Origin of the sequence: Leisingera sp. NJS201 (genome assembly GCF_004535885.1) — a bacterium.
Classification (GTDB): Bacteria; Pseudomonadota; Alphaproteobacteria; order Rhodobacterales; family Rhodobacteraceae; genus Leisingera.
Map to the genome: position 1 here is coordinate 44,527 of NZ_CP038238.1, position 14,366 is coordinate 58,892.

The 14,366-nt window shown below is 60.2% G+C and carries 10 protein-coding genes and 3 pseudogenes; 10 read left to right on the forward strand and 3 right to left on the reverse strand.

Annotated elements, in window-relative coordinates:
• Positions 1-11 precede the first annotated feature (11 nt).
• The gene (locus ETW23_RS23275; protein WP_167738202.1) at positions 12-608 is read right to left on the reverse strand and encodes a helix-turn-helix transcriptional regulator; all 597 of its coding nucleotides are present in this window, start codon (positions 606-608) and stop codon (positions 12-14) included.
• A gap of 423 nt (positions 609-1,031) precedes the next feature.
• Between ETW23_RS23275 and ETW23_RS23280 the strand changes: the two are divergent.
• From ETW23_RS23280 to ETW23_RS23310, 7 genes and pseudogenes are all read left to right on the forward strand, one after another.
• A pseudogene (locus tag ETW23_RS23280) lies at positions 1,032-2,559 on the forward strand (sugar ABC transporter ATP-binding protein).
• Positions 2,559-3,620, forward strand: a complete 1,062-nt coding sequence (locus tag ETW23_RS23285) for an ABC transporter permease (RefSeq protein WP_134831612.1) — start codon at positions 2,559-2,561, stop codon at positions 3,618-3,620. The pseudogene ETW23_RS23280 and the gene ETW23_RS23285 overlap by 1 nt, the downstream one beginning before the upstream one ends.
• 28 nt (positions 3,621-3,648) lie before the next feature.
• Positions 3,649-4,758, forward strand: a complete 1,110-nt coding sequence (locus ETW23_RS23290) for a substrate-binding domain-containing protein (RefSeq protein ID WP_211037925.1) — start codon at positions 3,649-3,651, stop codon at positions 4,756-4,758.
• Positions 4,759-4,820: 62 nt separating this feature from the next.
• Positions 4,821-5,738, forward strand: coding sequence for a polysaccharide deacetylase family protein (locus ETW23_RS23295; protein ID WP_134831613.1), 918 nt, complete (start codon positions 4,821-4,823; stop codon positions 5,736-5,738).
• A 55-nt stretch (positions 5,739-5,793) separates the two neighbouring features.
• Positions 5,794-7,013, forward strand: a pseudogene (gene lhgO, locus ETW23_RS23300) (L-2-hydroxyglutarate oxidase).
• On the forward strand, positions 7,003-7,332 hold the full coding sequence (locus ETW23_RS23305; RefSeq protein WP_134831614.1) for an NIPSNAP family protein: 330 nt from the start codon (positions 7,003-7,005) through the stop codon (positions 7,330-7,332). Before lhgO ends, ETW23_RS23305 begins: the two are co-directional and overlap by 11 nt.
• 12 nt (positions 7,333-7,344) lie before the next feature.
• A pseudogene (locus tag ETW23_RS23310) lies at positions 7,345-7,898 on the forward strand (DsbA family protein).
• 789 nt (positions 7,899-8,687) lie between these two features.
• Here ETW23_RS23310 and ETW23_RS23315 read toward each other — a convergent pair.
• Together ETW23_RS23315 and ETW23_RS23320 are read right to left on the reverse strand one after the other, a co-directional pair.
• Positions 8,688-9,707 (reverse strand): IS110 family transposase, encoded by a 1,020-nt coding sequence (locus tag ETW23_RS23315; RefSeq protein WP_134829347.1) that lies wholly within the window; start codon positions 9,705-9,707, stop codon positions 8,688-8,690.
• Positions 9,708-10,456: 749 nt separating this feature from the next.
• A complete protein-coding gene (locus ETW23_RS23320) occupies positions 10,457-11,383 on the reverse strand; it encodes a LysR substrate-binding domain-containing protein (protein ID WP_129373377.1) in 927 nt (308 codons plus the stop codon).
• Positions 11,384-11,495: 112 nt separating this feature from the next.
• Here ETW23_RS23320 and ETW23_RS23325 point away from each other — a divergent pair, with 112 nt between their 5' ends.
• The 3 genes from ETW23_RS23325 to dctP are packed head-to-tail and all read left to right on the forward strand — an operon-like array spanning position 11,496 to position 14,300.
• Complete coding sequence (locus tag ETW23_RS23325) at positions 11,496-11,966, forward strand: TRAP transporter small permease (RefSeq protein WP_134831615.1); 471 nt, start codon at positions 11,496-11,498, stop codon at positions 11,964-11,966.
• Entirely contained in the window at positions 11,963-13,261 is a 1,299-nt protein-coding gene (locus ETW23_RS23330; protein ID WP_129373375.1) for a TRAP transporter large permease, read from the forward strand. Before ETW23_RS23325 ends, ETW23_RS23330 begins: the two co-directional genes overlap by 4 nt.
• Positions 13,262-13,307: 46 nt before the next feature.
• Positions 13,308-14,300: a TRAP transporter substrate-binding protein DctP gene (dctP, locus tag ETW23_RS23335; protein ID WP_134831616.1), complete on the forward strand. Its 993-nt coding sequence runs from the start codon at positions 13,308-13,310 to the stop codon at positions 14,298-14,300.
• The last annotated feature ends 66 nt before the right edge of the window (positions 14,301-14,366 follow it).

Sequence of the window (14,366 nt, forward strand, 5' to 3'; positions counted from 1 at the left end):
TGACCCCCGCTCTACTGCGGAACGTGATGGCTCCCGCCCGCAAACGACTTCGCATAGGCCGAGGGCGTGCGGCCAACATATTCCTGGAACGCCACAGAAAAAGCTGAACTCGACGAGAACCCGACCTCAAATGCAGTTTCCGTGATCGACCGCCGTTCGCGGCGCAGCATCTCCATCGCCCGGTTCATCCGCATTTCGCGGATGAACTCGCGCCAGCTCTGCCCCAGTTCCGACTGCATGTGGCGGCGCAGGGTCCGTTCCGACATGCCCGCATGTTCCGCCACCTCCGACAGCGAGACCGATGGCCCCTTGCGCCGGGTGTAGTCAATCACCCCCTGAATGGCGGAGCTGCTGGCATAAGGTGTCCACATGATCCGTTCATGCCGGAACCATTCCGGCAGCATGTGGCCAAGCGTGGTGAAAAAGGCTCGCGCGTGGCGGCTGCCCGGACTTGTATCGCCACCCCATTTCAAGGCGTAGTCCAGCATGGTCGCGGCGAATTCCCCCACCGGGCCAACCCAGCATCCGTCATGTGACCAGACGACTTCGCGGCGGCAGAATTTGACAACCAAACCCGACGAAGGCACCCGTGCCCGCAAGCGGAACATCCGCCCCTCGGGATATAGACCATGTGATCGGGCGGGATCACCCATTCCCCGGCATGTCCGAACAGCTCAAGTTCGCCTGTGCGGCAGCGCACAAGCTGACCGCCTCCCTCGGCATCGGTCAAATAGTCAAAACGCCCACTACCGAAACGCAGGGAGTGACTGGTCATTTCCCGCGTCACGGAAAATGTGCCGGTGCTTGGCTTGTGCTGCCTCACTGTCATCCATCGAACTCCACCAGGGTTTCGTTTTGATGTCCTACACAACTCTTCCGGTCCGGCCAAAAGCTTATCCAGCACCTGTCCGATAATCAAAACAAATTGTCCGTTCGCCGAATGCAGGACGCGTCCGAAAAGGGCAACATCATTAAATACTGTCGATTACAGGCCATCGGTGACGGCGGTATTTCGGGAGGAGATTCGAAAAATGGCACTGAATAACGCAGCTTCTGCGAACGGAACCGTGTTGTCCGTGGCAGGCGTGAGTAAGCGCTTTGGCGGGACACAGGCTGTCAGCAAGGTCAGCTTTGCGGTGAATACAGGTGAAATCGTCGCCCTGCTTGGTGAAAACGGCGCCGGGAAATCGACACTGATTAAGATGCTCGCGGGTGTCTACGCAAGCGACGAAGGCCACTTCCTATTCAGGGAGAGCCAATTCGATCCGCGTGACACCCATCCCGGCATCGCCTTTATTCACCAGGATCTCGGCCTGATCGAATGGATGACCGTAGCCGAAAATATCAACCTGATGCAAAACAGCTATCCGCGGCGCTTCGGGCTGATCGACTGGGGACAGGCACGCGAAAACGCGCTCAACGCCTTGGCTGAGATCTCCGACAGTATCGACCCGGACATGCGGGTGCAGGATTTGACACGCACCGAGAAATCACTTGTCGCCATAGCCCGCGCCCTGGCCCGCAAGGCCACGCTTCTGGTGCTGGATGAACCCACTGCATCGCTGCCGCAATCGGATGTGGAGATGCTGCACGGCGTGCTCTGCCGCCTGCGCAACAATGGTGTGGCGATGATCTACGTCTCGCACCGGCTGGACGAGGTGTTTGCCATTGCTGACCGCGCCGTGGTGCTGCGTGACGGTTTCCTGGTCGGGGATGAACCGATCGGAAAGCTGGATGCCGACAGCCTGATCCAGCTGATCATCGGCCGCAATCTGGACGATGTCTTTGTCCACACCGAGCCCCCGAAAACGCGCCTTGCGTGCTGCGGCTGGACCACGTGCAGACGCAAGATGTCGGCCCAATCAGTTTCGAGCTGCGGCGGGGCGAGGTTCTGGGTCTTGTCGGGCTGCGCGGTGCCGGACAAGACGCGGTCGGCCATGTGCTTTTCGGCCGCAACCCGCTGCAATCAGGTGAGATCCGGCTGGCCGATGGCACTCGCTTTCACGCCGCGCATCCCCAGGAGGCCATCCAGCAGGGCATTTGCATGGTGGCGGGCGACCGCAACGCCGAATCCGTGGCGCCTGGGCTGAGCATCCAGGAAAACCTCTTTCTAAACCCCGGCCTCACCGGCCGCGGTCTGGGGGACTTTCGAACCCCAATAACGAGGCCACCGAAGCGCGCCGCATTGGCCGAACCTTCGACATCCGCCCTAATGACCCTTGCGCGCCCATTGAAACGCTGTCCGGCGGCAATCAGCAGAAGGTTGTCATGGCCCGGTGGATGACTGTGGGCGGTCAAGTGCTGATCCTCGAGGATCCGACCGCTGGGGTCGATGTCGGCTCCAAAGCAGATATCTACGCGCTGCTGGTGCGTGCCCTGAACGACGGGCTGGCAGTGCTGCTCATTTCCACCGACTTCGAGGAAGTCGCCGCCCTCAGCCACCGCGCGTGCGTTTTTCACGGTGGCGGCATCGTGACGGAGCTGAGCCAGCCGGACATCTCAATCGAAACATTGCTGAACGCCGCCTCGCTAGAGCCGGCCCGTCAGGAGGAGAACTGATGCAATCCCTGGAATCCAATGCGCTGGAACCGACTGTGGCCGAACTCGAAAGCCTGTCTTTCGGCGCCCGCCTGATCCGGTTGCTGCCGGTCTACGGCTTGCCGGTCCTAACCGTGCTGCTGATTATCTTGTTTTCGCTGATCCTGCCGAAAACCTTTCCGACCTTCCTCAATCTGCGAGCGATCCTAGGGGAAAAATCCGTCATCGCGCTGTTGTCACTTGCGGCGATAATCCCAATGATGACTGGCCGGATTGACCTGACGGTGGGTTACGGCATTGTCATCTGGCACGTCCTCGCCATCAGCCTGCAAACCGACTACGGGCTGCCCTGGTCTGTTGCGGTGCTGATCGTTCTGGCGGGCGGCTGCCTGCTGGGCGCCCTGAACGGCTTGCTGGTCGAAGTTGCGAAAATCGACAGTTTCATTGCGACCCTGGGCACCGGCACGGTGATCTATGCGCTGGCCCTCTGGTACACGGGCGGCCGACAGGTCATCGGGACACTGCCCGAGGCCTTCACTGGGATTTACACGGCTACGGTTTTTAGCCTGCCGGTCGCCGCTTTCTATGTGCTAGTTATCGCCGTGATCCTTTGGGTGATCACCGATTACCTGCCGATCGGGCGCAACCTCTATGCCACTGGCGCCAACCCCCGCGCCGCTGAGCTGAACGGCATCCGCACACGCCGTTTCGTGATCGGCGCATTCATTGCATCGGGGCTGATCGGTGCAATTGCCGGGGTGGTTCTAGCTGCAAAACTGCGGATCGGCCAAGCCAGCGTCGGTCTCGAATTCCTACTGCCCGCGCTCGTCGGCGCTTTCCTGGGCTCAACAACGATCAAACCGGGGCGAGTGAACGTCTGGGGCACCTTGATCGGGGTGATCATCCTGGCAGTCGGCATCTCGGGCATCCAGCAATTGGGCGGCGCCTTTTATGTCGAACCCCTGTTCAACGGCACCATGCTGCTGATCGCCATCGGCATTGCCGGATATGCGCAGCGCAAGCGCAGTTCGGTCCGCAAGGCGAGGCACCCCACCCAGGCCCCACAGCCCAAGAAGTCTTGATCAGACCCGTTCACGGAGGAGAGAACGCATGACCATCGCACTGAAACCCCTGTTCACCGCGGCCCTAGTGGCCAGCACCGCGCTTGCCGGGCTTCCGGCCGCAGCCGATGCGGTCACCGACGCCAAGGCCTTTGTCGCCGAAGCCGCCAAGCCCAACCCGCCATGGACCGGACCGACATCGGGCCCTGCGGCTCAGACCGGCAAAACCATCGTCTATGTCTCTGCTGATCAGCGCAACGGCGGTGCTCTCGGCGTCAGCGAAGGCGTAAAGGAAGCCGCAGCCGCCATCGGTTGGGAGGTCCGCGTGATTGACGGACAGGGCAGCGTCTCGGGCCGGTCCTCAGCCATGCAGCAGGCCATTGCCCTGCAGCCCGACGGGATCATCCTGGGGACGGTGGACGCCAACGAACAGGCCGAAGCCATCCGCCAGGCCGACGCGGCAGGCATCCATATCGTAGGCTGGCATTCCACCGCCTCGGCCGGGCCTTCGCAGAAGCACCCGATCTTCACCAATATCACCACTGACCCGCTTGAGATTTCCCGCGCCGCCGCTTCGCTGGCCGTGGCCGACAGCAATGGAACAGCGGGCGTCGTGATCTTCACAGACAGTGTCTATGAGATCGCGATTGCAAAATCCGATGCCATGGCCGAGGTCATCAAAGCCTGTGAAGGCTGCAAGATCCTATCGGTCGAAGATACGCCGCTGGCAGAGGCCAGCACGCGGATGCCGCCTCTGACCAATGCGCTGCTGCAACGCTATGGCGACGGCTGGACCTATTCGCTGACTATCAACGATCTGCCCTATGACTTTATGGCCCCGGCCCTGATCTCGGCCGGCATGCCCCAGGACGGCCAGCCGCGCAACATATCAGCCGGCGACGGATCCGAGGCGGCGTTCCAGCGCATCCAGCAGAACTTCTATCAATACGCTACCGTAGCCGAACCGTTGAACCTGCATGGCTGGCAGGCCGTGGATGAAATGAACCGGGCATTTGCTGGTGAGGCCGACAGCGGCTTCGTCGTCCCGGTCCACCTCTTCACTCCGGACAACATTCAGGAGGATGGCGGCGCCCGCCTCTCCTATGACCCCGGCAACGGATACCGCGACGTCTATCGCGGCATCTGGGGCGTCAACTGATCCCCCCACTGGCGCGGTCCGCGGGCTGCGTACCCTTTTCAGTTTCCAATCGGAGCAAACACATGACCAAGACTTTCTGGCCCGATGACGCCCGGCTTGTGATCTCGATCTCAATGCAGTTCGAAGCCGGCGGCGAAGCCCCCTATGGCCCCGGCGGCCCATTCTCGGGCTTCATCGACATGGACCCCGCCTATCCCGACTTCCCAACCAAGAGCTGGTACCGCTACGGCTATATCGAAGGCATCCAGCGCATGCTGGACCTGTGGGACAAACACAGGATCAAGGTGACCTCGCATATGGTCGGCAGTGCCGTCGACCGCAGTCCGGAGGTGGCGAAAGAGATCGTCGAGCGCGGACACGAAGCCGCCGCGCATGGGCGCGACTGGATCATGCAGGTCGACCTGCAAGAGGCGGAAGAGCGCCGCTTCATCGCCGACAACGTCGCCTCGATCAAGCGCGCCACCGGCGTTGCGCCTGTCGGCTATAACGGAGCTGCGATGCGCGGCACGATCAACACGCTGAAAATCCTTCAGGACGAGGGGTTCAAGTACCACATCGACGACGTCAGCCGTGATGAGCCCTTTGTGATCCCCGTGAGGGACAGGGATTTTGCTGTCGTGCCCTATTCGGTGACCCTGAACGACATCATCCAGTTCGAGGGCTACAAGTTCACCACTAGTGAATATGAGCGCCAGCTGAAGGACGAATTCGACCAGCTTTACGAGGAGGCCGGACACCGCCGCCGGATGATGGCCATCTCGACCCATGACCGTGTGCAGGGCCGCCCATACCGGGTCAAGTCGCTGGACCGGTTCCTGGAGTATGCGCTCAAACACAAGGGTGTGGTGGTAATGCGCAAGGACGACATCTCCGATTTCGCCCTGTCCGAACCCAGCATCATCCGCGATCCGAACCCGCATGACGAATGGGCGGAATGGGAGCGCAGGAACGGCGCGCAGAAAATCGAACCGATTGCATGATCGCCGCGCCGGGCGCGGGCTTCCTCCGTGCCCGGCCACAACCGAAAGTCATGACATGACCGACATCACCATCATCGGCGGCGGCATCGCTGGGATTGCAACAGCCTTGGAAGTCCAGCGTGCCTGGCCCGGCCTTTCGGTCAGGGTGCTGGAAAAAGAAAGGGCGCTGGCTCAGCATCAGACAGGGCGCAACAGCGGCGTCATCCATGCCGGCATCTACTATGCACCCGGCAGTCTGAAGGCAGTGTTATGCCGCCGCGGGCTGGAGGCCACGGTCCGTTTCTGCAGCGATCATCAGCTGCCGTTTGAGCAATGCGGCAAGCTTTTGGTCGCCACCTCGCCGCTGGAAGAAGACCGGCTGGCCGCTCTGACCAGCCGTGCCCGGCAAAACGGGCTCAACGTCCGCCCGGTGCCGGGTGCCGAACTGCGCAAGCTGGAACCTAATATCGCGGGTCGCGCCGGCCTGCTCAGCCCGGCCAGCGGTATTGCCGACTACGCCGCAATAGTGCGCAAGATGGCTGAACTCTTTACCAGCGCCGGGGGGAGATCACCCATAACACCGACGTGACCGGGATCAACGAAACCGCCAATGACGTGAACCTGACGCTTTCCAACGGTCAGCGCCTGAAGACCAGCCGCCTGATTGTCTGTGCCGGCCTCAATGCCGACCGGCTGGCTGGGATGTGCGGCTTGGCTAATGACTTTGCTATTGTTCCGTTCAAGGGAGAGTACTACCGCCTTGCACCGCACCGCGACACAATCGTCAATCATCTGATCTATCCGGTCCCCGACCCCGACCTGCCCTTTCTCGGCATTCACCTGACACGGATGATCGGCGGCTATGTCACTGTCGGCCCCAATGCCGTGCTCAGCCTCGCGCGCGAGAAATACGGTAAATTGGCGGCCTCGCCCCGCGACCTGGCCGAGATGGCGCGCTTTCCCGGCTTCTGGCGCACGCTTGGGGCAAACCTGACCTCAGGCCTGACAGAGATGGCCAACTCTACCTTCCGCCGTCGCTACCTCCGGGCCTGCCAGCGGTATTGCCCCGCGCTTGAGTTGAGCGATTTGCAGCCGCATCCGGCAGGCATTCGGGCACAGGCCGTGATGCGCGACGGCACGCTGGTGCATGACTTTCTGATCCGCAGTACCGCCCGCACCATTCATATCTGCAACGCTCCCTCACCCGCTGCCACCTCGGCGATCCCCATTGCCAAACACATCCGCAACGAGGCCAAGCGCCTCTTTGAGCTGAAGGACCCTGCCCATGCTTTATGATCTGCGCACCTACCGCTGCCGCCCGGGCACGATGAGGCGGCAACTCGATTTCTATGCCGAACAGGGATTTGACGCACAGCGCCGCCACCTTGGGGAACCTCTCTTCTATGGCAGCGTCGAGACTGGCGATGTGAACTCTTATGTCCACCTCTGGCAATACCGCGACGCCGCCGACCGGCAAACCCGCCGCGCCGCGCTCTACAAGGATCCCGACTGGCTCGAATACCGGACGCGGGGGGCGGCGTTTGGCTATCAAACCGAGCAGCACAATACCCTGTTGCGCCCGGCCGCCTTCTGGACACCCCCGCACCAGGATTGAAAGGAGACCACCATGTCCCAATGGCACGCTGATCCGCTTCACTGGGCCACGGCCCACGCGTGTTTGAGATGTTTCTGGAACCCACTTGCCCGTTTTCGGCGCGCGCTTTCGGAAAGCTCGATGAATTGCTGGCCGAGGCCGGAAAAGGCCGCATTACTGTCAAGCTGCGGCTGCTGTCCCAGCCCTGGCATATGTATTCCGGCGTTGTAACCCGCTGCATCATCGCCGGCTCAACATTGGATCAGGGCAAAGAGGCTGCACGCATTGCAATGTCGGCAGTGGCTGCAAATCGTAATGAGTTCGAGTTCCGGGACCATTGCAGCGGACCCAACCTTGACACCACACCGCGCGGCATCATCGCCAAGCTCGAAGACCTTTCCGGCATAGAACTGGCGACCGCCTTTGCCATCCCTGATCTTGATCGCGAGGTTAAATGGCATTGCAAGTATGCGCGTCAGAATGGAATCCATGTCTCGCCCACCTTCATGATCGATGGCTTGGTGAGACCGCATATGGGCAGCGGCGATGCCGTCACGGACTGGGTTCGGGAAGTATTCCCACAATAGGTTGCCAACCAAATGCCCGTTTAGTTTCACATCAGCGGAATAACCTTGGGGCCGACAAAGGCCTTCAGAACGCTGCCCGCTAACACCTGAAACCACCTTGACCTGTCACCTGTTGCACATGCCTACGCTCTTCAATTCGCTTCAGCTTCACTCACTGGAAAGCGTGCAACGGTTCGAGTCGAGTCCACATTGGCCTTTGCTACCGAGATAGATGGAACATCTCGACCATTCGCTCGCTGGTGGGCTCAATCGTTCGCCGGTCAAAGATCAGTCCGATTGACTTGCACTTGCTGATCCAGTTTTCACGAACCGAGCAGGTCACGCCAAGTAACACTATTCGCAGGATACTATTCAACGAATTTCTGCTCACGTGTCTCGACATCTTTCGTTTTGCAGCCGTAGCAAACGTCCGCTGCTCGCACGACCCTCTGATGTTTTCGCCAATGCAGCAAGGATCGCGCGCCTGCGGCGAAAGGCAGGTAAGTCCCGCGAACTGTGAATTCGAGCAGGCTAAGATTATTGCAGCGCGGCGAAAGTCCTGTGTGGATAGCTGCTGCAAAGCAAGACATATTAGAAGTTAATTTTGCACTGGCCAGAAGCAGACGTGTGTCCGGCCTGTTTGCGCGGCGCACGCGGCCGCTGGCCCTGATGGTTTCCGCAAACCAAGTCCCAAACCGGTCTGCGGACAAGTGATGTCCCTGACATTCGACGGGGTGTCTCGGCTGATGGGCTGACTGTGCTCCATCATTTCAATGGTCTTGCTGTCTCGTGTGGTCTGTTCTCCTCAGTTTAGACCGTATGTGGTCTGTAGTATTCGTTCTTGGTCAAAACGGCCCAGATGATCCGCGCTGTCTTGTTCGCCATTGCCACAGTGGCAAGCCGGATTGGTTTGCGTTCAAGCAACGCTCGGGACCACGGATCAACGCGTTCGGGATGTGTTTTCATCTGCCTCAGCCGAGAAGTCATCCCGGTGACCAGCAGGCGTCTGATATATCGATCCCCCATCTTTGTGATACGTCCAAGTTTCTCCTTGCCACCACTTGATCGGTTGAGCGGCGTTAGCCCCAGCCAGGCGGCAAATTCGCGACCGTTCCTGAACTGACTGGCATCACCTGCTGTTGCGACAATTGCTGACGCGGTCACTGGACCAACGCCGGGGATCGTGCGCAGCAACATCACGCGCGGGTCCTGTTTGGCCTGAAGCTGCATACGCATCTCGTACCAGCGCACACGCAGGTGCAGAGCAACAAGTTGGTTGCTGAGGTTGTTGAGCACATCAACGGCGACTTCAGGAATACCGGGTTTGTCTCCATCCAGCACATTCTTTGCGAACTTAATCGCACTGCCGATCCCTTGCGCAATCACAATACCGAACTCGCCCAGCAAGCCACGCAGCATATTGCTCAGCTGGGTTCGTTGCCGGACAATCAGATCGCGAGCGCGGTGAAGAAAGAGAACGCCCTGTTGCTCTTCAGATTTGATCGAGACAAACCGCATTGTTGGACGCGTCACCGCCTCGCAGATGGCAGCGGCGTCGACCGCATCCGATTTACCCCGTTTCACATAGGGCTTCACATACATCGCGGGGATCAGGCGCACATCATGGCCCAACTTACTCAGTTGCCGTGCCCAATAATGGCTGGAACCGCAGGCTTCCATTCCGACCAGACAGGGTGGGAGTTTCTCAAAGAATGCGAACAACTGCGCGCGTCGCAAAGCTTGGTTGAAAGCGACTTCGCCATTCTCACTCACGCCGTGGACCTGAAAGATATTCTTGGCCAAATCGAGGCCGACTGTTGTAACCTGCATTGGGTAGCTCCTCTCATAAGCAGTAGATAACAACTGCAGTATGGCGCATCGCGACGCCGATTGGAGCAGGAGCTATCCACACCATCCGGTCTGACGGGCCGCACTGCGGCGAGCACTGTCATGGATGAACGGCAGGAATGGGCCGTGGGTGACCGGGTAGACAAGTGGCTGATTGACCTAGTGCTACCGGCTTAGTGTACAGAGACGAACAGGGCTGCACGGAAATTGTTGCTACTCGCTTGTTTGCCTACGTGAGAAGTACCTGGCACTGAAATTGCTCGGGAGCGCAAACAGCGGTTCTCATTACGACAGGCAATCCTGCTGAAAACCAGAAATCCTTAAGCTTTTGAAACCATGGGAAGGTGAGTCTCAAAATTTCGATCCCATTATTTAGGGGTTCCGACACGCGCACCCGGCTGCATAGATGAATCCTGTAATCCGGGTTATGTAAAATTTACTGGAACGTACAGACATTGCTGAAAGCTCCTTGGATCCCGATGTTTGCCAAAGACGAGTGGTTTGTTTTTGCTATAAGGGATGCTCGCAGGATTTCGGACCAGTGGCTAAGCTGTAGCGGCTGACCAAGGAACGGCCACAGATGACGAAGCAAGTCCGGGCCATCCGCGCCCGGCGCGAAATTGCGGAAAATCTCAGGGGGCTGACACTGTTCAATCTCGTGATCGAGCACGCTTTCGCCTTCCGCCGCGCCGCAGCTTCCCGGAAGCAGCCATTGTTTCAGGGCTGCCTTCCTAGAGGCTGCTGTTCATTTGAGCCTGCATGCTTTCAATGGACTGGCAAAGCCGGGTTGTGAAGGCCTTTGAGGTCAGGGATTGTGCCGTGTAGCCCGGTGTTAGGATCGAAACACCGGTGCTGATCCGGGGGCGGAACCGGCGAATCACCAGGTCGGCCGTGGTCTGGCGCTGCTGCAGGCAGCTGTAGGCGGTGATCATGTCGCAAATCATGTAGCACATACCCGCTGCAACGAATTGCAGGCCCGGCGTCCAGGTGCGCAGCTCCAGCCGTTTGCGGAACCGGCAGCCGCCCCTGTGAAACGCCGCCTCTGTCCGGGCCGTCAGCGGGTGCTCGTCGAACAGCGCCGCCATCGGCTGCCCGTCCAGATCCTGCGGTGTAATCTCTTCGGCGGCCGCAAGCGGATCATCGGCTGGAAGCACGCAGACGCATTCGAGATCGAAATCCATCTGCCGGACCGAGGGCCGCGGCACCGGTGTTTCGGCAAATCCGATGTCGAATTGCTGTGACGCAATCAGATCCTCGATTACGTCCGACGAGCGCATGATCAGCGAGACCTCCAGCTCATCCTTGCCTTGCAGAAAATCCGTTAGAATCCGCGGCATGAACAGCCCGGCCGCCGCCGGATGGCAAGCGACGCGCAGCTTGCCGGCCTCTTGGCTGCGGATTTTGCTCACCGTGCGCTCGATCCGCTCGATGCGTTCCAGCACGGTCTCGCATTCCTCCAGAAAGAACCGGGCTTCCGGGGTCGGGATCAGTTTTCCCTGCTCGCGGACAAACAGGCTGAAGCCCAGCTCGCTCTCCAGCGTCGAAATCATGGTGCTGACGGCGGGCTGGGTGCGCCCGACGGTGCGCGCCGCCTGCGAGATAGAGCCGCTGCGCATGACCTCGCGGAAGGTGAAGATCTGGCGGATTGAGAAATTCATGGCATAGGTATCAAGGCAATTTATGGAGTCACAGATATTTTGAAATTGATCTTATGCCCTTTGTCCAGCCAAATCCGCCAAACCCGGTGAGGGGACACCGGAAGGAGGACAGATGGACACATTTTCAAAATATCTGCTGACCGGGCTGATCTGCCTGGTGGCCCTGGGCCAGTTCGTCCAGGTGGTCACCCGCTATCTGCTGCAGATCCCGGTGATGGGGCTGGAGGAGACCATGCTCTACCCCACCGTCTGGCTCTATTTGCTTGGGTCTGTGAACGCCTCGCGCGAGGACACCCACATCCGTGCCAACGTGCTGGAAATCGCCATCAAGACAGAGCGCGGCCATACCGTGCTGGCGATCATCGGCGAGGTTATCAGCCTGACGGTCGGCCTGTGGCTGCTGAGCTGGGCGTGGGAGTACACCCAATACGCCTGGCGGGTCTGGAAGGAGAGCCCGACGCTTTACCTGCCGACATTCTTTTCCGAAGTGGCGCTGGCGGCCGGACTGGCCCTGATGATGCTCTACACCGCGGTGCATTTGCTGCGCCATATCAAAGACCTGCGCGCCGGAGCTGCACAATGATCGAAATCGCCCTTCTTGCCATTGCCGTCCTGGTGCTGACGCTGACCCTTGGCGTGCCGTTGCCCTACTGCTTTGGCGCATCGCTGATGATCATGTATTTCCTTGGTGATGTGACCATGAAAGGCATGATGCTGTGGGGCTCCCAGCAGCTGGGCAACCCGGTGCTGCTGGCCATTCCGCTGTTCGTGCTGGCGGGCACCATCATGTCGGCCAGCGGCATTGCGGCCTCTCTATTGAACTTCGTCAATGCCTTCATCGGCCATATCCGCGGCGGCCTGGGCGTTGTGGCTGCCGTCAGTTGCGCCATTATCGGCGCGATCTCCGGCTCAGGCCTGACCGGCATCGCCGCCATCGGCCCGCTGCTGATCCCCGAGATGGAAAAGCGCGGCTATCCGCGGGAATACGCCACTGCGCTGATCGCCAACTCGTCCATCCTGGGGCTGCTGATCCCGCCGTCGGTGACCATGATCGTCTATGGCTGGGTGACCGATACCTCGATCCTTGCCTGCTTTCTGGCGACCCTGGGGCCGGGCCTGCTGATCATGTTCAACTTCTCCGCCATGAACCTTTGGATGAGCCGCAAGTTCGACCTGGTGCTGGACGACACGCCCAGCTTCTCGGCGCTGGCGGGCGATGTTGCGAAAAAGGGCTTTAACGCCACCCCGGCGCTGCTGATGCCGGTGATCATCCTGGGCGGCATCTATGGCGGCATCATGACCCCGACCGAAGCCGCGGCCCTGTCGGTGATCTATGCGCTGCCGGTCGGTTTCTTCATCTACAAGGGGTTGAAATGGAACAGCTTCCTGGATGCCGGCAAGGAGGCCGCAACTGCCGTCGGCGCGATCATGGTGATGATCCTGTTCTCGATGATCCTGAGCCAGATGTTCGTCTATGAAGGCATCCCGCAGCAGATGGTCAGCGCGATCTTTGAGATCACCGAGAACAAGGTTCTGCTGCTGATCTTCATCAACATCCTGCTGTTTCTGGTCGGCATGGTGGTGAATGACGTGACCGCCATCATCCTGATTGCGCCGCTGCTGCTGCCGCTGATGCAAGCGATCGGGGTCACCCCGGTGCAGTTCGCCGCGATCATGGGTGTGAACACCGCGATGGGCGGGGTGACGCCGCCCTATGCCTCGATCCTCTACCTTGGCGCGCGGATCGGCAATGTGAAGGTCACCAAGGTGATCCCGCCCGCAATGATCCTGATCCTGACAGGCTATGTGCCGGTGGTCTTCCTGACCTCGCTGTGGCCCGATCTGTCGCTCTTTCTGCCGCGTTTCTTCGGCTACTGATCACACCCCGAGAATTACACCTGACACCCTACGGAGGAGACTACCCATGAAACACTTTCTGACCGGCACCGCCGCCGCTGCCCTGATGTCGCTGGCGGGGTTTGCCCAGGCCGCCGACCTCAAGATGAGCCACGTGCGCCCGCAAGACACCACCATCGACAAGGAACTGCGCGCCTTTGCAGCCCAAGTGGACGAGGCCACCGGCGGCGACGTGTCGGTCAGCATCTTCCCGGCTTCTGCTCTGGGCGATTACACCACCGTGCAGGAACGCATCAGCGTCGGCGCCATCGACATGGCCACCCAGCCTGCGGCTGCCGCGGTGGACCGCCGGATGCAGATCAGCTCCTTTCCCTATCTGGCCGGCAACTGGGCTGAGGCGCGTGCGATCTATGGCCCCGACGGCCCGGTGCGCAATGTGATGGCCGAGCTTTACGCCAAGCAGGACATCACCATGCTGGCGGCCTACCCGGTGTATTTCGGCGGTGTTGCTCTGAACACCGATCCGGTCAGCCCGGGCGACCCGTCGCAGTCCAACGGCATCAAGGTCCGGGTGCCCGGCATCAAAAGCTTCCAGCTGACCGGCGAGGCCTTGGGCTATATCCCGTCACCGATCCCCTTCTCCGAAGCCTTCACCGCGATCCAGACCGGCGTGGTTGACGGCGTCATCGGTTCCGGCGCCGAAGGCTACTATGCGTCGTTCCGCGATGTGACCAAGGCCTATGTGCCCGCCAACACCCACTTTGAAGTCTGGTATATGATCATCTCCAACGGCTCGCTGGCTGAATTGGATGCTGAGGATCAGGAGGCGCTGAAAGCGGCTGCTGCCGGTTTCGAGGCGCAGCGCTGGACCGTCGCCGAAGAGGATCAGGGCAAATGGGAACAGCGGCTGGCAGATGACCTTGGCGCCAAGATCGTCGACCTGAGCGACGAGGAGCTGGGTGCGATGGCTGCAAAAGTGCGCAGCGACGTCTGGCCGGTGGTTCTGGAAGATGTCGGCGCCGACTGGGGCCAGGGCATTCTTGACCAGATCGGCAAGTAAGCCCGCATGAAGGACCGGGGCGGCCGCGTGCCGCCCCGCAAGTGCTGCAAACCTTTGGGATACGGC